The sequence below is a fragment of the Methylorubrum subtropicum genome (assembly GCF_038442325.1).
Lineage (GTDB): Bacteria > Pseudomonadota > Alphaproteobacteria > Rhizobiales > Beijerinckiaceae > Methylobacterium > Methylobacterium subtropicum.
Genome location: NZ_JBBXMW010000038.1, coordinates 1 through 19,693, shown reverse-complemented (window position 1 = coordinate 19,693; position 19,693 = coordinate 1). Strand labels below are relative to the sequence as shown.

Here is a 19,693-nt window from a genome sequence, read left to right as displayed (position 1 = left end):
GCCGCCTGGCCCTCGCCATCCTGCGCCAGGACACCGCTAAGGGCTCCTTGCACACCAAGCGGCAACTGGCCGGATGGGACGACGACTTCCTCGCCGACCTCATCACCCAAATGCGATAGCCCTGCCCGCAGAGGGGGGAGGGATGCGGCGGTGGCGTTGCGTCCGAAAGCAGTCACTTCGCTCTGTTACGGACGCCGGAATCCGGCGAGATCGACGATGCCGGCCGCCTCGCGCGGGCTGATCCAGCGGGGCAGGGCCGGGCAGGACAGGGTGATCCGCAGAAACACCATGCCGCGGCAGCCCTGCCACAGCTCGGCCGGCAGCACGGCGGCGCCGTCGGTCCAGCGCCAGCGCGCCTCCCCGCTGCCGTCGAGCGGGTGGAAGCCCGCCCCGAGGCGCGGATCGTCGAGGGCGATCCGGCGCAGGCCGGTCAGGCCGTCGTCGATCGTGAGGTCGGCCACCGCCACGCCGAGCCGCCGCCCGTCGCTGGAGCCCGGCAGGACATGGGCCGGCACGCTGGTGTCGCTGACGAGGCGCACCTCGCGCGCCTCCGTCGGCAGCACGAAGCGGACGACGAGGCCGTCGATGTCGGGCTGGATCGTCTGACCGTCGGCGACGAGGTGCAGCCCGGCCAGCGACGCCTCCGACAGGCGCCAGCCGAGCGAGCGGGCGCGGTCCGACAGCCGGGTGCGCAGCACCTCGATCATCACGCCCTCCTCGTGGACCGGGCGGCAGGGGCCGGTCGGCGCCAGCCGGACCGCGGTCTCCGAGGGCGGGGCGTGGCCGTCGCCGACCGCGGTGAAGAGGCGGCGGTGGCCGGTGTCGCGGCAGCTCTCGACGGGCTGGCCCTCGGCCAGGAGGATGTCGTGGCCGGCGAGTTCCACGTGCCAGTAGGTGACGCTCTCCAGGGGGACCCGGGCGAGCGTCGTGCCGTTGACGAGGCGTGCGGCCGGAATCAGCACCTCGCCGAGCACGTCGAGGCAGAGGCCGTGATCGGGGGCGACGAGGAGGTCGCGCTCCGGACGGCGGTCGCCGAAGGCGTGCGCCGCGATGCGCACCGGCTGCAGCTCGGCGCGACCCTGGCAGGAGACCGTGCGCTGGCCGATCCAGCGGATCGGGCGCTGCAGGCCGCCCGCGGTCACGAGCAGGGTGCCGACGCTCAGCGCCTCCACCGCCACCGGGCCGTCCACGGTCGCCAACTGCGTGCCGGCGACGAAGCTGGCGAAGGCGTGGGGCGGCACCGCCTCGGCGACGGGGGCGGCCTCGGGCGCCGGTTCTTCGCGATCCGCGTCCCGATCCGAGTGGTCCGCGTCCGGGCCTGCCTCGTCCGCGCGCGCCTCCGCAGGGGCGTCGTCCGCGGCATCCGCCGCGGGGTGGATCTCTAAGGTATCACCCTGGTCTTTCCCGGCGGCCTCGTCGGCGGGAGGATTCGGATGGGGGCCGTCCGACATGATGCGATCCCGATGCGGCCCGGTGCATCGCCGGGCCCTCCCCCCAGCGATGACGCCCCCGGCCCGCCCTGACAAGGCACGGCTGCGTCGGCGGCGGCGATTGCCGCCCCCGCGCGCGCTTTTGCCGGCCACGGGGTCGCCGCGCCCCGGCCCACGGGCCGCATTGATCGCGGGCGCGCAAGATTCTATCCCGTCGCGATGACGGACCCGATCCATATCGTCGGCGGCGGGCTCGCCGGCTCCGAGGCCGCGTGGCAGATCGCCGAGGGCGGCGGGCGCGTGGTGCTGCACGAGATGCGGCCGCAGCGCGCCACCGAGGCCCACCACACCGAGGGCCTCGCCGAACTCGTCTGCTCGAACTCGTTCCGCTCGGACGACGCCAACGGCAACGCGGTCGGCCTGCTGCATCAGGAGATGCGGCGCTTGGGCTCCCTGATCATGCGCGCGGCCGACGCCAACCAAGTGCCCGCGGGCGGGGCGCTCGCGGTCGATCGCGAGGCTTTTTCGCAGGCCGTCACCGCGGCGCTCGAAGCGCATCCGAACGTGACGATCGTGCGCGAAGAGGTCGCCGGCCTGCCGCCCGAGGAATGGGGCCCGACTATCCTGGCCACCGGCCCCCTCACCTCCCCGGCTTTGGCCGAGGCGGTGGCCGCGCTCACCGGCAAGGATTCGCTCGCCTTCTTCGACGCCATCGCCCCGATCGTCCACCGCGACTCGATCGACATGGGCAAGGCGTGGTTCCAGTCGCGCTACGACAAGGCCGGGCCGGGCGGCACGGGCGCCGACTACCTCAACTGCCCGATGGACCGGGCTCAGTACGACGCCTTCATCGCCGCCCTGATCGCGGGCGAAAAAACCTCGTTCAAGGAATGGGAGGCCACGACCCCCTATTTCGACGGCTGCCTGCCGATCGAGGTGATGGCCGAGCGCGGCCCCGAGACCCTGCGCCACGGCCCGATGAAGCCGGTGGGGCTGACCAACCCGCACGATCCGACGGTGAAGCCCTGCGCCATCGTCCAGCTGCGCCAGGACAACGCCCTCGGCACGCTGTTCAACATGGTGGGCTTCCAGACCAAGCTGCGGCACGCCGAGCAGGTGCGCATCTTCCGCACGATTCCGGGGCTGGAGAACGCCGAGTTCGCCCGCCTCGGGGGGCTGCACCGCAACACCTACCTCGATTCCCCGCGCCTGCTCGACGCGACCCTGCGGCTGAAGGCGCGGCCGAGCCTTCGCTTCGCCGGCCAGATCACCGGCTGCGAGGGCTATGTCGAGAGCGCCGCGGTCGGGCTGATGGCGGGCCGCTACGCCCTGGCCGAGACGGCGGGCGAGCGGCTGGCTCCCCTCCCCCCGACGACGGCGCTCGGCGCGCTGATCGCCCACATCACCGGCGGGCATGTCGAGGCGGGCGCGGAGGCCGAGTCCAACGCGCCGCGCTCGTTCCAGCCGATGAACGTCAATTTCGGGCTGTTCCCGCCGCTCGAGCGGATGCCGCGCAACGAGACGGGCAAGCGCCTGCGCGGCCCCGAGAAGGCGGCGCTGAAGAAGCGGGCCCTGACCGACCGCGCAAGGGCCGACCTCGCCGCTTGGCTCGGCGACGACGAGGCCCCGCTGCGGGCGGCGGAGTAACGACGGGGCCCGTTCGACGGATTCGTCCCACCCAACCCCCTCATCCTGAGGTGCCGCGAAGCGGCCTCGAAGGAGGGCTCCAGCGGAGCGCGCGATCCCTGGAGTCCTCCTTCGAGGCTCCGCTGCGCGGAGCACCTCAGGATGAGGGGGAGGGTTGGATTGGTCGAAGCATCGGCTTGCTCCGACGAGCCGATCCCGGCTTCAGCGCGGCTTGTCGGCGTCGCCGTGTTTTTCCGGCTTCGGCTCCTTCGACGGGTCGGGGTTGTCCTGCGGTCGCATCGTCGCGCCCGATGTGCCCTTGCCCGGATGGCCGGTCTGCTCGTCGATGTTGCCGAGCGCTCCGCCCGCCTGCGTCTTGCTGTCCTGCGTGCCCGGCTTCTCCGGCTTCCTCACGGCGGCCTCCTGTCTTGGGAGGCAGACATATAGTTCATGTCCGGGCGGCTTCGAGCCGGATGCGGCGAGGTGACCGCAGCGGGCGGCTCCTGTGGCCCGGCGGCCCGACCCGCCGGATTTCCCTGTCGGCCTCGCCCCGGTCCCCTCGTCCGCAAGACGTTTCTCGGATACAACCCACGCGAAGCCTGAAACGACGGCAGTGCGACCGTTGCGGCATCGGATTTCGGCGGCGGCGTCGAAGCAGGGGGTTGGTTCGTGGCAAGCTCTCCTTTCACCTATAAGCTCGGCCATCAGTCGCTGCCGGTCTTCGGGACGCTCTCCGGGCGGGGTCTGTCGGACGATCTGATCTCGCCCGATGGAAAGTTTTCGGCTTCGGGGGGGTATCGGGATATCATTATAGAAAATCGGACCACGGGCGAAAAGACGACGATCGATTCAAGCTCTGATGGAAGCGGATTGCTGGCGTTTTCGCCGAATGGGAAGTATTTTTACTACATAGATTACTACAGCAGCAGTACGTTCGGCACCTCGACAGCTATATACCGGTATGACTTGCAGAAAAATGACAAGGAAAAAATTATATTTGACAGTAAAAATACTTATTTTTCTGAATCGGTGGCGGCCGATCAATCGGTGATCATCCTCTCGCAGGGACGTGAGGGTTACGAGCGGATCTACTCGGCGTTCGATACGAGGACGGAAGCCACGACTCTCCTGAACACCGGCGCGTCGGGGAATGCGGGCAACGGGACCATCACCGAAGTCCGTGCGCTCAGCGGCGGCACCTCGGTCGTCTTCGTCAGCACGTCGAGCAACCTGGTTCCGGGCGACATCAACGGCGTCGCCGACGTCTTCCTGAAGAACCTCAAGACGGGCGCGGTCACGCTGCTGTCCAAGTCGGCCTCGGGGGCGCAGGCGAACGGCGCCTCCGGCAGCCTCGACGTGTCGGCGGACGGCAGCAGGATCGTCTTCAGCAGCACGGCCACCAACCTGACCTCGACCGAGACCGCCGGCTTCGAGAACGTCTATGTGAAAAATATTGCCACAGGCGCCGTCACGCTGGTGTCCGCAACGGCCTCCGGCACGGCCGGCAGCGGCGATTCGACCGCCGGCGTGTTCTCGCCCGACGGCCGGTCGGTCGCCTTCCAGAGCACGGCGTTCAACCTCGTGGCCAACGACACCAACGGCCGGCAGGACGTCTTCCTCAAGTCGCTCGACAGCGGCGCCGTCACGTCGCTCTCCTTCGTCAAGGAGGGCGGCAGCGCGATCGAGGTTCCGGTCACCGACAAGCCCGCCTTCAGCGCCGACGGCGGCATCGTCACCTTCGGCAACTCGTCCTATGCCGTGGACGATGCGGGCTTCCTCATCCTCGACGTGACGAGCTGGTCATCCGCCCAGTCGGTCGACGGCCTGTCGGTGTCGCAGGGCGACGGAACGGCCCCCACCCTCTACGAGGACGTGTTCTACGAGTACCGGAACGATCCGATCACGGTGACGCTCGATTACGACCGGGACGGGGACTTCCGGGCGACGCTCACCGGCCTCAAGGACGCGACGCCCGGCGAGGAGAGCGAGAGCTTCCTCGTCAAGGTCCGAGCCCATTCCGGCGCCCAGAACTTCATCGGCGACGGCACCGGCGAACTGGTGCTGCTGTCGTCGTCCAACGACAAGGCCGACGGCGCGGGCGGCGACGACACGCTGTACGGCTTTCGCGGCGCGGACGACCTGAGCGGCGGGGCCGGAAACGACGTCCTCGACGGCGGGCTCGGCAACGACATCCTGCGCGGTGGCCTCGGCGACGACATCTACTACATCGACAACGCCTCCGACCGGATCGTCGAGGCGGCCGGGGCCGGGCGCGACACGGCCCTCGCCTCGTTCTCGGCGACGCTGGCGGCGAATGTCGAGGAGTTGAGGCTCACCGGCACCGCCGCGCTGAGCGGCACCGGCAACGCGCTCGGCAACACCATCACCGGCAACGAGGCCGCCAACACCCTCTACGGGCTCGACGGCGACGACGTGCTCGACGGCGGGGACGGGGCCGACCGGCTCGTCGGCGGGGCCGGCAACGACCGCTACATCGTCAGATCCGACGACGATGCGATCGTGGAGCAGGCGGGCGGCGGCACCGACACCGTCGTCAGCTCGCTCAACTGGACGCTCACCGACAACATCGAGAACCTGATCCTGTCCGACAATCCCGATCGCTGGCACGACAACGGCCGGCTGGGCACCGGGAATGCCCTCGCCAACGTCCTCACCGGAAACAGCTTCGGCAATACGCTGACGGGTCTCGACGGCGACGACACGCTGATCGGCGGCGGCGGCAGCGATCGGCTCGTGGGCGGCAACGGCACGGATCGCCTCGAAGGCGGCCTCGGCTACGACGCCCTGGACGGCGGTCGCGGGGCCGACGTCATGCTCGGCGGCGCGGACGACGACCGGTATCGGGTCACGGATGCCGGCGACCGGGTCGTCGAGATCGCCGGAGAGGGCATCGACACGGTCGTGACGACCATCGACTGGTCGCTGGAGCGCGGATCGAGCGTGGAGGAACTCGTCGCGGACGATGCCCTCGGCAGGTCGTTCAAGCTCGTCGGCAACGAATTCCAGAACAGGATCTTCGGTAGTTTCCGCGACGACGTTCTCGATGGAGGGGCCGGCGCCGACACGCTGCTCGGCGGGGCCGGGAACGATACGTATCTCGTCGATGATTCGGGCGATGTCGTCGTCGATGACGCGACCGTCGATTCCGGAGCGGACGTCGTCATCGCCTCGACCAGCTTCGGACTAAATCCCGAGGCCCGGATCGAGACGCTCAAGTTCGCCGACAACCGCTCCACCGCGGCTCTCTCCCTGATCGGCAGCTCGATCGGCCAGACCCTGATCGGCAACGGCGGCGCGAGCCGGCTCAACGGACGCGGCGGCGACGACACCTACATCGTCGACAACGGCGCCGACCTCGTGTTCGAGGCCGTGGGACAGGGCAACGACACCGTCGTCACCTCCGGCAGCTACACGCTGGCCGCCGGCCAGGAGATCGAGACCCTCAAGCTCGCCGGTCCCACCGGCACCGCCGCCCGCGGCCTCAAGGGCAACGGCTTCGCCAACACCCTGATCGGCAATGCCGGCGCCAACGGCCTCGACGGCGACGGCGGCGCCGACAGCCTCTACGGGCTTGCCGGCAACGACACCTACACGATCGACAACGTCGGCGACCGGGTGTTCGAGCGGGCGGGCGAGGGCACCGACACCCTGCGCACCTCCGTCAGCTACGTGCTCGCCGCCGGGCAGGAGGTCGAAGTTCTGCAACTCGTCGGTACCGCCTCGATCAACCTCACCGGCAACGACCTTTCCAACACGCTCCTCGACAACGCCGGCAACAACCGCCTCGACGGCGGCGGCGGGATCGACCTGATCCGCAGCACCGGCGGCATCGACACGCTGATCGGCGGGGCCGGCGACACCGCGGTGATCGACCGCTCCGGCGCCACCGCGGCGCTCAGCTTCGTCATGACCAGCGTCGAGGGCACCACCACGCTCGTGGGCGACGGCACCACCACCACTGGCATCGGCAACATCACGCTCTTCGGCGGATCGGGCAACGACCGCTTCGTGACGCTCGCCGGCAACAACAGGCTCAACGGCGAGGCGGGCAACGACACGCTGACGGGTGGTGCCGGCTTCGACATCCTGGCCGGGGGCGCGGGCAACGACACGTTGAAGGCCGGGGCCGGCAACGACACGCTGACGGGTGGCGAGGGCAACGACACGCTTGAGGGCGGGGCCGGCAGGGATACCCTGGACGGGGGCGCGGGCGACGACCTCTACCTCGTCGACAGTTCGACCGACCAAGTGTTCGAGATGGCACGCGGCGGCTCCGACCGCATCTTCTCGACGAGCAACTACGCGCTCGCCGGCGGGCAGGAGATCGAATCCCTGAGCCTGCTGGGCTCGACGGGCACGGCGCGGCTGAACCTCTCGGGCAACGAGTTCGGCCAGGCGCTGGTCGGCAACGCGGGCGCCAACGGACTCGAGGGCAAGGGCGGCAACGACGTGCTGACCGGCGGTAAGGGGGCCGACAGCTTCGTGTTCGCCAGTACGCTCGGGGCGAACAACGTCGATCGCATCACCGACTTCTCGGCCGAGGACACGATCCGGCTGAGCAAGAGCGTGTTCACGGCGCTGGCGCCGGGCGAACTCAAGGCGAGCGAGTTCAAGGACATCGCCAAGGGCAAGGTCGATGCCGACGACCACATCCTCTACGACAGCCGGACCGGCTCCCTGTTCTACGACGCCGACGGCTCGGGCCGCGGGGCGGCGGTGAAGTTCGCCGTGCTCGACAACAAGGTCGCCCTCACCCACGCCGACTTCGTGGTGTGAACCCGACCGGGCCGGGCGGTTTTTTTGGGGGGGCCCGCCCGGCCCTCCCCTTCGTCAGAACCGTCCGGCGAGCGTCAGCCGCACGGCGGTGGGCTCGACGGGGTGGAAGTGGCGGTCTTCCACGCCCTCCTTCTCGGAGCGCAGCCGCGACTCGTAATAGTAGGTGATCTGGTCGGCCTTGGCGTTCGTGAGGTTGAGGACGTCGAGCGACAGGCTGACGCCGTTGGCGAAGGCGTAGCCGATGCGGCCGTTGACGAGCGCGGTCGCCCTGGATCGCACCGAATTGTCCTCGATCAGCGGACGCGGGCCGAAATAGCGGAAGCGCAAGCTCCCGAACCAGCCCTCGCCCTCGCCGAAGCTGATCCCGGCCGAGGCGATGGTGGTCGGCGCCTCGGGGATGCGGCGGCCGGCCTCCGGGACGCGGTCGGAGAAGCGCGCATTCGTCACCGTCAGGTCGCCCTCCAGCTGGAGCCAGGGGGTGAGCGCGTAGCGGTTGGTCCACTCGACGCCGAAGCGCCGGGTCGGGCGGCTCGGCTCGGTGGTGCCGGAATCGCCCTGGAACAGGTTCTCGGAGGCGAGTTCGAGCCGGAACAGGGCGAGCGCCGTCTCCAAGCCGGCGATCGAACGGTTGCGCAGGCCGACCTCGTAGCCGGTCGAGGGCACGAGGAAGAGTGCGTCCGCCGCATTGCCGGGGGCGACGACGCCGCGCACGTCGTTCGAGTGGAAGCCGCTGCCGTAGTTCAAGTAGAGTTCGGTATCGGCCCAAGGGCCGAGCACGAGGCCGAGCTTCGGGTTGACGATGCCGTCGCGCGCCCGGCCGGAGGCGCCGTCGATGAGGTTCGAGCGGACATCGGCCCAGAAGCCGTCGGCGCGAAAGCCCACGCTGGTGCGCAGCCAATCGGTCCAGCGCACCCGGTTCTCAGCGTAGAACGACGCGCTCGTCTCCCGCACCCGGTCGTCGAGCGTGGCCTCCCGGAACTGCCGCCGCGTGGTGTCGAACAGCCCGACCCGCATCGCGTCGGTGCGGGTCTGGAGGCCGACCTCGTTCTCCATCGGCATGCCGAACAAGTCGCCGGGGACGGTGTGGCTGACCTCCGCCCCGCCGAGCACCCGGTCGTCGAGCTGGCGGAACTGGTCGCCGTCGGTCCGATTCTTCGTCTGATCGTCGAGGAAGTAGGTGAAGTTGTTCCACAGATTCATCCGGTAGCGGATGAGGTAGGCGTTGGCCCGGGTGATCCCGGCCTCGCTGGTGTGGCTCCAGCGGCCCGACAGCGAGAAGCGGCCGGTGTCGCCGCCGTCGCTCGGATCGAGGCTGCCGAAGCGGCCGATCAACCCCTCCGCCACCGCGCGCTCGGGGATCTGGTTGGTGGCGTTCCACTTCGCCCAATAGGCCATGCCGGTGACGGAAAACCCGTCGAGGGCCGTGCCCTGGCTGTAGCGCACCACGCCGTTGAGTTTCTTCAGGCGGTCCGGCACGTCCCAGGGGCCGTCATAGGTCTGCGCCTCGCCCGCCACGAGGAGGTTGCCCGCGCCGAGCGGCGCGGAGCCGATGGTGAGCGCCCGCCGGTAGCCGAACGAGCCGATCGAGGTCAGGGCGACGTTCTTGGCCACCGTGTCGAGGTAATCGATCCGCACCGAGCCGGCGGAGGCGAAGTCGCCGTCGCGCACGAAGTAGGGGCCCTTGTGGAACTCGACCGCACCGACGAGTTCGGGGATCAGGAAGTTGAGGTCGGCATAGCCCTGGCCGTGGGCGTGGGTGCGCATGTTGACCGGCATGCCGTCCACGAACAGGGCGATGTCGGTGCCGTGGTCGAGGTTGAACCCGCGCAGGAAGAACTGGTTGGCCTTCCCCTCCCCCGAATGCTGGGTGACGATGAGGCCCGGCACCGCTTCCAGCACCTCGCCGGGGCGGGTGACCGGCCGGGCGTTGATCTGCGCGCCGGAGACGATGCCGCCGCTGGCCGAGGCCACCGGCTGCAACGCGCCGCCGATGCCGGTGACGCCGCCGGGATAGCCGGCGCTGGCCGAGAAGATCGTGGGGGCCGGCTGCGCCTGCCCGGCGACGGAGAGTTCGTCGAGGGTGACGGCCTCCTGCGCGCCCGCCGGGAGGGGCAGCAGCGCGGCGGCGAGCGCCGCCCATCGCAGGACGGTCGGGGGTCGGGAATCGGACACTGGCAAAGAAGCCTCGGGCAACGGCAGTGGCACGTCACCGCGAACGAGGCCGCGGACGGATCGAGCCTCGCAGGATCGATGCCGTCCCCGGCAACCCATCAGTGCACCCCGCCCGACGCGCCTCGCGTGTGACCACGGCTGACGGCAGGTCTCCTGGCTCGCGGGTCAGCGCCCTCTCACCGTCTTCCCGGATGCGGCGCATCCAGTGACACAGGTGGCGGAGGACTCGCCGCTCACAGTTGCGGGGGCAGCCGCGGCATCGGGCTTTCACCCTCACCGCGTTCCCTTTTGATCCCCGAGGGGAACCGTCACGGCCACGCTAGCACGGCGCGCGCCCGCGCCGTCAACGCGCGGTTGGAACGCCGGATGTGAAGCGGTGGAGCTGTGCCCCGCGGGAGACACCCGCCCTACCGTGTCCGGAGGGTCGCGTCGGCTCCCACCCCCAACCCGTCATTGCGAGGCGAAACTGACGCAATCCAGTGCTCCGCACTCCCAAGGGAAAGCTCGCACGCAGCCGTTTCGTCGGCGCAGTCTCGCCCCCTCCGAAAAGGTCGCGCCCTGGATTGCGTCAGTTCCGCCTCGCAATGACGGGGGGAGCCGGCGACCGGCGACCGGCGCGACCGACCGGAACCGGATCAGGCGCCCTGGCGGGCGGCGCCGGCCCGCGGCAGCACCCACGTCAGGGCGAGCCCGGCGGCGAGGCCGGCGGCGTGGAGCAAGGCAGTCGCGGCGAGGAAGCCGAGGCCGTAGGCGAGGCCGGAGGCCGTCTCGGGCATCTCGGCCCCGTGCGCCGCGCCGTGGAACACCGCGAAGGCGCCGACGAGCCCGGCGAGCGCGGCGAGCGGGATCAGCCGGGCGCAGACCGCCATCACGGCAAACGCCGCGACGGAGGCGAGGATCGCCGGCTCGACGAAGGGTAGGTCGAGGCCCGCCATCGCGAGGCCGGCGCCGAGCGTCATCATGCTCAGGAAGGACGCCGGCAGCAGCCATAGCGCCCGCCCGCCGACGAGGCCGGCGATGAGCCCGACCGCGACCATCGCCAGGATGTGGTCGGCGCCGCCGACCGGATGGGCAAAGCCCGCGGCCCAGCCCATCGCCTCGCCGTGGCCCGGATGGGCGAAGGCCGCGCCGGGCAGGAGCACGAGCACTGCCGCGAGCGGCATCGAGCGGAAGGTCATGCGGTGTCTCCGGATAAACATCATTTTGCGAGTCCGCCGGACTCGACGACGAAGCGGGCGATGGTGTCGGCGCCGTGGCCCTCGCGCAGCGAGGCGAAGACGTAGGGCCGGGTTCCCCGCATGCGGCGGGTGTCGGCCTCCATCACGGCAAGATCCGCGCCGACGAGGGGGGCGAGGTCGGTCTTGTTGACGACGAGGAGGTCGGAGCGGGTGATGCCGGGGCCGCCTTTCCGCGGGATTTTTTCGCCGCCCGCCACGTCGATGACGTAGAGGGTGATGTCGGCCAGTTCCGGCGAGAAGGTCGCGGCGAGGTTGTCGCCGCCGGATTCGATCAGCACCACGTCGAGCCTGGGAAAGCGGCGGCGCATCTCGGCCACCGCCGCGAGGTTGATCGAGGCGTCCTCGCGGATCGCCGTGTGCGGGCACCCCCCCGTCTCGACGCCCATGATCCGCTCCTCGGGCAGCGCCCCGGCCACGGTCAGGAGGCGGGCATCCTCCTTGGTGTAGATGTCGTTGGTGATGGCGCAGATGTCGTAGGCGTCGCGTAAGCGCTTGCACAGCTGCTCCATCAGCGCCGTCTTGCCGGAGCCGACGGGGCCGCCGATGCCGACGCGCAGGGGGCCGTTCACGGGGCCGTTGGCGGAAGTCATGCCGTCCTCATGAGCGAAAGATCCGGGAATACTGGGTCTCGTGCCGGAACGAGCCGAGATCGACGTGAAGCGTGGCCGAGCCCAGCGCGTCGAGGCCGAGCGGCTCGACCGTCTCGGCGAGCGCCGCCACGCGGGGCGAGAGCGCCGCGACGATGCGGGTGCCGGCCGCCTGCCCGATCGGCGCGATGCGTAAGCCCGCCGAGACGATGGCCTGGACGAAGGCGAAGCCGTAGGCCGCGAGCACCGGCCCCCGCGCCATGCCGTGGGCGGAGGCCGCCGCGCCGACCGCCACCGGCAGCGCCACCGGGCCAGGGAGCGCTTTCGCGACCGCATCGAGGCCCGGGCAGGGCCAGGCGGCCAGCGTCGCGTCGAGGAAGCTGCGGCCCTGCTGGCTCGTCTCCAGATGCAACTCGCGCGAGGGCGCCATCGCCAGGGCGAGGTCGTTGACGGCCTCCAGGGCGGCGCCGTCCCCGGCCGAAGCGTGAGCATGAGACGCTAGGATCAGGTCGTTGCGCCCGGAGCCCCGCTCCAGCACGTCGCCGAGCCACTCCGACAAACTCGCCTCGTCGGCGACTGCGCCGGTCTCCACCGCCCATTCGAGCCCGTGCGAATAGGCGAACCCCCCGACCGGATAGGCCGGCGACAGCCACGCCATCAGCCGCAGCGCCTCAATCATGGTGGTGATGGCCGTGACCGTGACCATGATCGTGCCCACCCTCGTAGGCCCCGCCCTCGGGCCGGAACGGCCGCTCCACCGGCTCGGCGCTGCCGCCCAAGCCCCGCACCATCTCGGCGAGCACGTGGTCCTCGGCGATCCACACCGCCTCCGCCCCGATCTCGGCGGGGATATGCCGGTTGCCGATATGCCAGATCAGGCGCTTGAGCGCGTGGTCGGACGGCGCCCGGATTTCCAGCAGGCGCTCGGGCGCGGCCTCGACCCAGACGAGACGGCCATCCGACAGGACAATCGCGTCGCCGTCATCGAGCAGGATCGGGTGGGGCAGATCGAGCAGGAACGGGGTGCCGCCGACGCCCCGCATGGCGATGCGGCGACGATGCCGGTCGCCATGATCGAGCACGACGCGGTCGACGATCTCGCCGCGGGTCAGGGCGTCGCGGCGGATGACGCGGGTGGCGCGGATCATAGAGCGATGCGACCGGGCTCGGGCGGCAGGAAGTCCGGATCGAGTGCCCGCTCGACGGTGAAGGGCGGCTCCTCGGGAAACAGGGCGAAATCGAAGCCGGTGTCCTTGGCGGCGAGTACACGGCCCGAGAGGTAGGCGCGCGAGAACACCTCCGCCGGGTAGCGCCGCAGGCTCGGGCTCATCTCCAAGATATCCTGCACCTGAAGCCGCTGCTCGGTGATCGTGCCGGTCCAGCTGCTCGACCGGGCGCCCGGCTGGTACATCCATTTCAGGAGATGTCCGATCAGCACTGCGAGACGGTTCTTGATCTCGCGCTTCTCGCTCGCGCCCACGCTCGCCACCTCCTCGATCAGATGGCCGAGGTCGAGCGCGTCGAAGCGGCCTTGGCGCAGCAAGTCGGCCTGGGCCTGGGTCCAGGCGAAGAAGTCCGTCTCGTAGAGATCGGCCGTCAGCGGCGGTTTCAGCGCGGCCTTCGTCATCGCGGGCCTCCGGGTGTCCCCTCCATCCTACCTCAGAACAGGAAGTAGCGCTGCGCCATCGGCACCACCTCGGCCGGCTCGCAGACCAGCAGCTCGCCATCGGCGCGCACGTCGTAGGTCTCGGGGTCGATCTCGATCACCGGGGTGGCGTCGTTGAGGATCATGCTCTTCTTCGAGATGCCGCCGCGCACGTTCTCGACGGCGACCAACTCCTTCTGCACGCCCAGCCGCTCGCGCAGGCCGTCCTCGATTGCGGCTTTCGAGACGAAGGTCAGCGCCGTGGCGAAGGGGGCGCGGCCGTAACTGGCGAACATCGGGCGGTAATGCACCGGCTGGGGCGTCGGGATCGAGGCGTTGGGGTCGCCCATCGGGGCGGTGGCGATCATGCCGCCCTTCAGCACGAGGTCGGGCTTCACGCCGAAGAAGGCGGGCGTCCACAGCACGAGGTCGGCGAGTTTTCCGGGCTCGACCGAGCCGATGTGGCGCGACACGCCGTGGGCGATGGCCGGGTTGATCGTGTATTTCGCGACGTAGCGGCGGGCGCGCAGGTTGTCGTTGCCGCTCGCGTCGCCGGGCAGGCTCCCGCGCTGGCGCTTCATCTTGTCGGCGGTCTGCCACGTGCGGATCACCACTTCGCCGACCCGGCCCATCGCCTGACTGTCGGAGGACATCATCGAGAGCGCGCCGATGTCGTGCAGGATGTCCTCCGCCGCGATGGTCTCCTTGCGGATGCGGCTCTCGGCGAAGGCCAGATCCTCGGGGATCGACGGGTCGAGGTGGTGGCACACCATCAGCATGTCGAGATGCTCGTCGATGGTATTTTTTGTGAATGGTCTCGTAGGGTTTGTCGACGACGGGAGCACATTCGAGAGCCCCGCTACTTTCATGATGTCCGGCGCGTGGCCGCCGCCCGCCCCTTCCGTGTGGAAGGCGTGGATGGTGCGGCCCTTGAAGGCGGCGATGGTGTCCTCGACGAAGCCGCCCTCGTTGAGGGTGTCGGAGTGGATCATCACCTGAACGTCGTGGGCATCGGCCACCGTGAGGCAGGTGTCGATGGCCTGCGGGGTCGTGCCCCAATCCTCATGGAGTTTCAGCGCGCAGGCACCGGCCCGCACCATCTCCTCCAGGGCGCCCGGCAGCGAGGCGTTGCCCTTGCCGGCAAACGCGAGGTTCATCGGGAAATGGTCGGCGGCCTCGATCATCCGGGCGAGGTGCCAGGGGCCCGGCGTGCAGGTGGTGGCGAGCGTCCCGTGCGCCGGCCCGGTGCCGCCGCCCAGCATGGTGGTGACGCCGGAACAGAGCGCCTCCTCGATCTGCTGCGGGCAGATGTAGTGGATGTGACTGTCGAAGCCGCCCGCGGTGAGGATTTTTCCTTCACCCGCAATCACTTCCGTGCCCGGCCCGACGACGATGTCCACGCCCGGCTGGATGTCCGGGTTGCCGGCCTTACCGAGGCGGACGATGCGACCCCCTTTCAGGCCGACATCGCATTTCACGATGCCCCAATGGTCCAGCACCACCGCGTTGGTGATGACGGTATCGACCGCGCCCGCGGCGTTCGTCACTTGGCTCTGGCCCATGCCGTCGCGGATCACCTTGCCGCCGCCGAACTTCACCTCCTCGCCGTAGGTGGTGAGATCACGCTCGACCTCGATGACGAGGCCGGTATCGGCGAGCCGGATGCGGTCGCCGGTCGTCGGCCCGAACATGGCGGCGTAGGCGCCACGCGGCAGCGAGGCCGGGGTCGGGCTCTGGGTACTCATCGATATCCCTCCTCGGCAAGGTCACGGGTTCCCAAAGGGATCATCCCTTTGGCGGGGTCTGGGGCGGAGCCCCGGGATGGGCTTCGCCGACCAGGGCGCCGCCCTGGACCCGCGAAGGGCTTGCCCTTCGGACCCGGGATTCTTCGGCGGGACCCGAACCGAGCAGGTGGTAGACCAGGATCGCCCCGAAGGTCGCGGTGCCGATGCCGCCGAGCGCGAAGTCGCCGAGCCGCACCGTCAGGTCGCCCGCGCCCGCGATCAGCGCGACCGCGGCGGTGACGAGGTTGCGGGCGTCGGAGAAGTCGGTCCGGTCCTGCACCCAGATGCGCCCGCCGGTGGCGGCGATCAGGCCGAACACCACGAGCGCCAGCCCGCCGACGACCGGTCCGGGGATCGTCAGCACCAGGGCGCCGAATTTCGGCGAGAAGCCGAGCCCAATCGCGAAGCCCGCCGCCGCGACGAAGACTAGCGTCGAGTAGATGCGGGTGACCGCCATCACGCCCATGTTCTCGGCGTACGTCGTCACGCCGGTACCGCCACCGAACCCCGACAGGATGGTGGCGAGCCCGTCGGCGAGGAAGCCGCGGCCGATCAGGGGATCGTAGTCGCGCCCCGTCATCGCGGCGATGCCCTTGATATGGCCGAGGTTCTCCGCGACCAGGATGAGCGCGACCGGCGCGATCAGCACCATGGCGGGCGCGGTGAAGACCGGCGCCGTGAAGTGGGGCAGGCCGATCCAGGCGGCCTCGCCGAGCCGGGCGAAATCGATGGGCTTGGCGAGCCCCAGCCCGTTGGCGAGGACGAGGTAGAGCCCGTAGGCGACGCCCGCCCCGATCAGGATCGGCAGGCGCCGCGCCAGCCCACGCCCCCGCACCGCCACGAGCCCGACCAGCAAGGCCGTCACCAGCCCCATCGCGGTGTCGAAACCGGAGCCCGAGATGCTCTTCACGGCCACCGGCGCGAGGTTGAGCCCGATCGCCGCGACGATGGCGCCGGTGACCACGGGCGGCATCAGCCGCTCGATCCAGGCGGTGCCGGACAGATGCACCGCGACCCCGATGGCCGCGTAGAGCGCGCCGCAGGCGACGATGCCGCCGAGCGCGACGCCGATATTCGGGTTCGGCCCGGTGCCCGCGTAGCCGGTGGCGGCGATCACCACGGCGATGAAGGCGAAGCTGGAGCCGAGATAGGACGGCAGCCGCCCGCCCGTCAGCGCGAAGAACAGCAGCGTGCCGATGCCGGAGAACAGGATCGCGGTGTTGGGGTCGAACCCCATCAGGATCGGCGCCAGCGCGGTCGAGCCGAACATGGCCACGACATGCTGGAGCCCGAGCACCAGGGTCTGCCCGGTGGGCAACCGCTCGTCGGGCGCGACCTCGCCGGAGGTCTTGAGGCGCCAGTGGGGAAAGTACGTCACAGCCGGCCCATCACCTCGCCGCGGAAACCGTAGACGGTGCGGGTGCCCGACAGCGGCACCAGCGTCACGTCGCGGGTCGAGCCCGGCTCGAACCGCACGGCGGTGCCCGGCGCGATGTCGAGGCGCTGGCCGCGGGCCTTTTCGCGGTCGAACCGCAAGCCGGGGTTCACCTCGTAGAAGTGGTAGTGCGAGCCGACCTGAATCGGCCGGTCGCCGGTATTGGCGACCGTGACCACGGTGCGCGGCGCGCCCGCGTTGAGCTCGATCGCGCCGGGCAGCGTCGTCACCGTGCCGGGCACGTCGTCGGAAGCCGCGCCGCGGATCGGGTGATGGACGGTGACGAGCTTGGTGCCGTCGGGGAAGGTCGCCTCCACTTGGATATCGTGGATCATCTCGGGGATGCCCGGCATCACCTGATCGGCGGTGAGCACGTGGGCGCCGGCCTGCATCAGCTCGGCGACCGAGCGCCCGTCGCGGGCGCCCTCGACCACGAAATCGGTGATGAGCGCCACCGCCTCCGGATGGTTGAGCTTCACCCCCCGCGCCAGCCGGTTGCGCGCCACCTGGGCCGCCATGGCGACCAGAAGCTTGTCTTTCTCGCGGGGGGTGAGGAGCACGGGCGCTCTCCGGGTTCTGTCTCGATGTCTCGCGGATCATGCATGGAGCGTGCGCGAGCGCCAGCCTCAGCTCTGCCAGACGCGCGGCATCGGCACGCCGCGATAGGCGGTGAGGAAGCGGGCCGCCAGTTCCCGGAGCGCGCCGACCTCGGGGCCGAGCAGCCGCAGGACGAGATGCCCGTTCCAGGCGCTCGCGGCGGCCTCGGTGGGGCCGGGGCCCGCCGCATCGAGGCAGGCGCGGGCCTCCTCGATCCGGCCTTCGGCGCCGGGCGAACAGTCGAGGATCGTGCCCATCGCCCGCGCCCCGCCGCCGATCGCCGCTCGTGCCAACAGCGCCGAGACCGGGCCCTCCAGCCGCACCGTGTCGGCGTAGACGAGTTTTGCGTTCCGCCGCACCCGCCAGGCATCCTCGAACAGCGTCTCCTGCAAAAACTCGCCTCGCGCGGCGCGGCCGAAGGCGACGATCTCGGCGACGAGGAGGCTGGAATCCGCGGCGAGATCGGCCTCGAAGCTGCGCCTGAGCCGCGCTCGGTCGAACAGGATCGTCTCCTGCGGCAGCCACGCGAGGCGGGCGCCCTCCCCCAGGTCGAGGCGGTTGCGCACGTGGCTCACCGGGCCGTCGGAGCGGTAGACCTTTTCCGCCGCGACCGTCGTCAGCACGAGGTCGCCGCCTGGATCGAGGCGGGCGGAGACGGAAAAATCGTCGCCGCAGGCGATGCCGCCCGCGGTGTTGACCAGGATGCCCTCCATCGTCCCGGCCTCCCGGGGGAAGCGCAGGCGCGAGGGGCCGGATTCGGCGATGTCGCGCAGCCGCGTCGGGCCCGTCGCAGCCGTTGGGCCGACATGGAGATCGACGTGGCCGCGCGAGCGCTGTCGATGCGGGGGGACGGGAGGGCGTGGGGAGGCGGTGATGGTCGCAACTCGCGGAAGGCGGGCCTACGGCCCTTGCCCTTCCTGGCGCGGCCGCGCCCGCCGGGCAACAGGTCGGTCCTTCACCCCCTCCGCCGTCATTCCGGGGCACCGCAGGCGAACCCGGAATCCACGACTGGCCGCGACGCATCGTGTAGCCGCGCATCACGGGTGGATTCCGGGTTCCGCTGCGCGGCCCCGGAATGACGGGCGTTGAGGGTGGTCGAAGGCCGGTCAGGTTAAGGCACGGCAAAGTCTCAAAAAAATCACCGCGGGTCGGGCGGGCCCTCGCCCTTGCCGACGAAGGGGATGCCCTCGATCGGGCATTCCTCGGTGCCCACACTCGAGCGGGTGATGGCGCGCACGGCGTCGCGGGTGGCGTCGGGGTCCTCGATCCAGCGGCGGTAGAAGTCGTAGGGGCATTCCGACATCCCGTGCCGGTTCTCCTTCGAGTTGATCATGCCGGTGTAGCCGCGGTGCAGCAGCTTGAAGAGGTGGTTCTCCGACTGGCCGTGGGCGCGGAAGTCGCGGATCAGGAACTTCGACAGCGCCGCGTACTGGATGCCCATCGGCTCCTCGCCGCACTCGCCGAGCGTGCGGCCGTCGAAGCCGATGATCGCCGAGTGGCCGAAGTAGCTGTAGACGCCGTCGAACCCGGCGGCGTTGGCCACCGCAACGTAGGTGTTGTTGGCGAACGCCATCGCCTTCGAGATCAGCACCTGCTGTTCCTTCGCCGGGTACATATAGCCCTGGCAGCGGATGATGAGTTCGGCGCCGCGCATGGCGCAGTCGCGCCAGATCTCGGGATAGTTGCCGTCGTCGCAGATGATGAGGCTGATCTTGAGGCCCTTGGGCCCGTCCGAGACGTAGGTGCGATCACCCGGATACCAGCCCTCGATCGGGGTCCAGGGCATGATCTTGCGGTATTTCTGGACGATCTCGCCATCATCGTTCATCAGGATGAGGGTGTTGTAGGGCGCCTTGTGCGGGTGCTCCTCGTGGCGCTCGCCCGTCAGCGAGAACACGCCCCAGACTTTCGCTTTTCGGCAGGCATCGGCGAAGATTTCCGTTTCCGCGCCGGGGATGCTGGCGGCGGTCTCGTACATCTCGGCGGCGTCGTACATGATGCCGTGGGTCGAGTATTCGGGAAAGATCACGAGATCGAGGCCGGGCAGGCCGGCCTTCATGCCGACGATCATGTCGCCGATCTTCTTCGCGTTCTCGATCACCTCGGCCTTCGTATGCAGGCGCGGCATCGTGTAGTTCACGACGGCCACGCCGACGCTGTCCTGGCTCGATGAGATGTCGCCGTGCATCATGGCGTTGTCCTCCACGCTGAACTGATTTCTTGGAAAGGGGCCGCGGATCGCCCGCGGCCCCGACGTGAGCCCGTCAGCCCGGCGCGAGGCCGAGCAGGGTGCCGAGCGGCACGACGAGGGTGAAGCCGCCGTAGAAGCCGTCCTTGGCGCGGCGGGCCGTGTAGGGGTTCCAGAACGAGTTCGGGTTGACG

General features: G+C 69.9%; 15 protein-coding genes and 1 riboswitch. Of the genes, 2 read left to right on the top strand and 13 right to left on the bottom strand.

Annotation, left to right across the window (positions count from 1 at the left end; all coding sequences use genetic code 11):
- Positions 1-185: 185 nt before the first annotated feature.
- Positions 186-1,451 (bottom strand): Hint domain-containing protein, encoded by a 1,266-nt coding sequence (locus AAHG03_RS26415; RefSeq protein ID WP_342154730.1) that lies wholly within the window; start codon positions 1,449-1,451, stop codon positions 186-188.
- Between the two features lie 198 nt (positions 1,452-1,649).
- Between AAHG03_RS26415 and trmFO the strand changes: the two genes are divergently transcribed.
- Entirely contained in the window at positions 1,650-3,077 is a 1,428-nt protein-coding gene (gene trmFO, locus AAHG03_RS26410) for a methylenetetrahydrofolate--tRNA-(uracil(54)-C(5))-methyltransferase (FADH(2)-oxidizing) TrmFO (protein WP_342154728.1), read from the top strand.
- Positions 3,078-3,278: 201 nt separating this feature from the next.
- On the opposite strand, the gene AAHG03_RS26405 is transcribed toward trmFO, so the two are convergent.
- The gene (locus AAHG03_RS26405; RefSeq protein WP_342154726.1) at positions 3,279-3,470 is read right to left on the bottom strand and encodes a hypothetical protein; all 192 of its coding nucleotides are present in this window, start codon (positions 3,468-3,470) and stop codon (positions 3,279-3,281) included.
- 633 nt (positions 3,471-4,103) lie between these two features.
- Between AAHG03_RS26405 and AAHG03_RS26400 the strand changes: the two genes are divergently transcribed.
- Positions 4,104-7,853 carry a hypothetical protein gene (locus AAHG03_RS26400; RefSeq protein ID WP_342154724.1) on the top strand — a complete coding sequence of 1,250 codons (3,750 nt, stop codon included), beginning with the start codon at positions 4,104-4,106 and terminating at the stop codon, positions 7,851-7,853.
- A 54-nt stretch (positions 7,854-7,907) separates the two neighbouring features.
- On the opposite strand, the gene AAHG03_RS26395 is transcribed toward AAHG03_RS26400, so the two are convergent.
- The 11 genes from AAHG03_RS26395 to AAHG03_RS26345 form a co-directional block, all read right to left on the bottom strand.
- Positions 7,908-9,887 carry a TonB-dependent receptor gene (locus tag AAHG03_RS26395; protein WP_342154737.1) on the bottom strand — a complete coding sequence of 660 codons (1,980 nt, stop codon included), beginning with the start codon at positions 9,885-9,887 and terminating at the stop codon, positions 7,908-7,910.
- 264 nt (positions 9,888-10,151) lie between these two features.
- Positions 10,152-10,350, bottom strand: a riboswitch (cobalamin riboswitch).
- A 310-nt stretch (positions 10,351-10,660) separates the two neighbouring features.
- Positions 10,661-11,203: a HupE/UreJ family protein gene (locus AAHG03_RS26390; protein ID WP_342154722.1), complete on the bottom strand. Its 543-nt coding sequence runs from the start codon at positions 11,201-11,203 to the stop codon at positions 10,661-10,663.
- A gap of 20 nt (positions 11,204-11,223) precedes the next feature.
- Positions 11,224-11,853 carry an urease accessory protein UreG gene (ureG, locus tag AAHG03_RS26385; protein WP_342154720.1) on the bottom strand — a complete coding sequence of 210 codons (630 nt, stop codon included), beginning with the start codon at positions 11,851-11,853 and terminating at the stop codon, positions 11,224-11,226.
- A 7-nt stretch (positions 11,854-11,860) separates the two neighbouring features.
- Positions 11,861-12,556 (bottom strand): urease accessory protein UreF, encoded by a 696-nt coding sequence (locus tag AAHG03_RS26380; protein WP_342154718.1) that lies wholly within the window; start codon positions 12,554-12,556, stop codon positions 11,861-11,863.
- On the bottom strand, positions 12,522-12,998 hold the full coding sequence (locus AAHG03_RS26375) for an urease accessory protein UreE (protein ID WP_342154716.1): 477 nt from the start codon (positions 12,996-12,998) through the stop codon (positions 12,522-12,524). Before AAHG03_RS26375 ends, AAHG03_RS26380 begins: the two co-directional genes overlap by 35 nt.
- Positions 12,995-13,477 (bottom strand): DUF29 domain-containing protein, encoded by a 483-nt coding sequence (locus AAHG03_RS26370; protein ID WP_342154714.1) that lies wholly within the window; start codon positions 13,475-13,477, stop codon positions 12,995-12,997. Before AAHG03_RS26370 ends, AAHG03_RS26375 begins: the two co-directional genes overlap by 4 nt.
- 32 nt (positions 13,478-13,509) lie before the next feature.
- A complete protein-coding gene (gene ureC / locus AAHG03_RS26365) occupies positions 13,510-15,240 on the bottom strand; it encodes an urease subunit alpha (RefSeq protein WP_342154712.1) in 1,731 nt (576 codons plus the stop codon).
- 40 nt (positions 15,241-15,280) lie between these two features.
- Positions 15,281-16,657 (bottom strand): solute carrier family 23 protein, encoded by a 1,377-nt coding sequence (locus AAHG03_RS26360; protein WP_342154710.1) that lies wholly within the window; start codon positions 16,655-16,657, stop codon positions 15,281-15,283.
- Complete coding sequence (locus AAHG03_RS26355) at positions 16,654-17,274, bottom strand: urease subunit gamma (RefSeq protein WP_342154708.1); 621 nt, start codon at positions 17,272-17,274, stop codon at positions 16,654-16,656. Before AAHG03_RS26355 ends, AAHG03_RS26360 begins: the two co-directional genes overlap by 4 nt.
- 66 nt (positions 17,275-17,340) lie before the next feature.
- Positions 17,341-18,186, bottom strand: a complete 846-nt coding sequence (locus tag AAHG03_RS26350; protein WP_342154735.1) for an urease accessory protein UreD — start codon at positions 18,184-18,186, stop codon at positions 17,341-17,343.
- Between the two features lie 263 nt (positions 18,187-18,449).
- Positions 18,450-19,502, bottom strand: coding sequence for an aliphatic amidase (locus AAHG03_RS26345; protein ID WP_342154732.1), 1,053 nt, complete (start codon positions 19,500-19,502; stop codon positions 18,450-18,452).
- Between the last annotated feature and the right edge of the window lie 191 nt (positions 19,503-19,693).

Coding starts and splice junctions, on each gene's coding strand:
- AAHG03_RS26415 (WP_342154730.1), bottom strand. CDS start 1,451: ATGTCGGACGGCCCCCATCCGAATCCTCCCGCCGACGAGGCCGCCGGG.
- trmFO (WP_342154728.1), top strand. CDS start 1,650: ATGACGGACCCGATCCATATCGTCGGCGGCGGGCTCGCCGGCTCCGAG.
- AAHG03_RS26390 (WP_342154722.1), bottom strand. CDS start 11,203: ATGACCTTCCGCTCGATGCCGCTCGCGGCAGTGCTCGTGCTCCTGCCC.
- ureG (WP_342154720.1), bottom strand. CDS start 11,853: ATGACTTCCGCCAACGGCCCCGTGAACGGCCCCCTGCGCGTCGGCATC.
- AAHG03_RS26380 (WP_342154718.1), bottom strand. CDS start 12,556: ATGGTCACGGTCACGGCCATCACCACCATGATTGAGGCGCTGCGGCTG.
- AAHG03_RS26375 (WP_342154716.1), bottom strand. CDS start 12,998: ATGATCCGCGCCACCCGCGTCATCCGCCGCGACGCCCTGACCCGCGGC.
- AAHG03_RS26370 (WP_342154714.1), bottom strand. CDS start 13,477: ATGACGAAGGCCGCGCTGAAACCGCCGCTGACGGCCGATCTCTACGAG.
- ureC (WP_342154712.1), bottom strand. CDS start 15,240: ATGAGTACCCAGAGCCCGACCCCGGCCTCGCTGCCGCGTGGCGCCTAC.
- AAHG03_RS26345 (WP_342154732.1), bottom strand. CDS start 19,502: ATGATGCACGGCGACATCTCATCGAGCCAGGACAGCGTCGGCGTGGCC.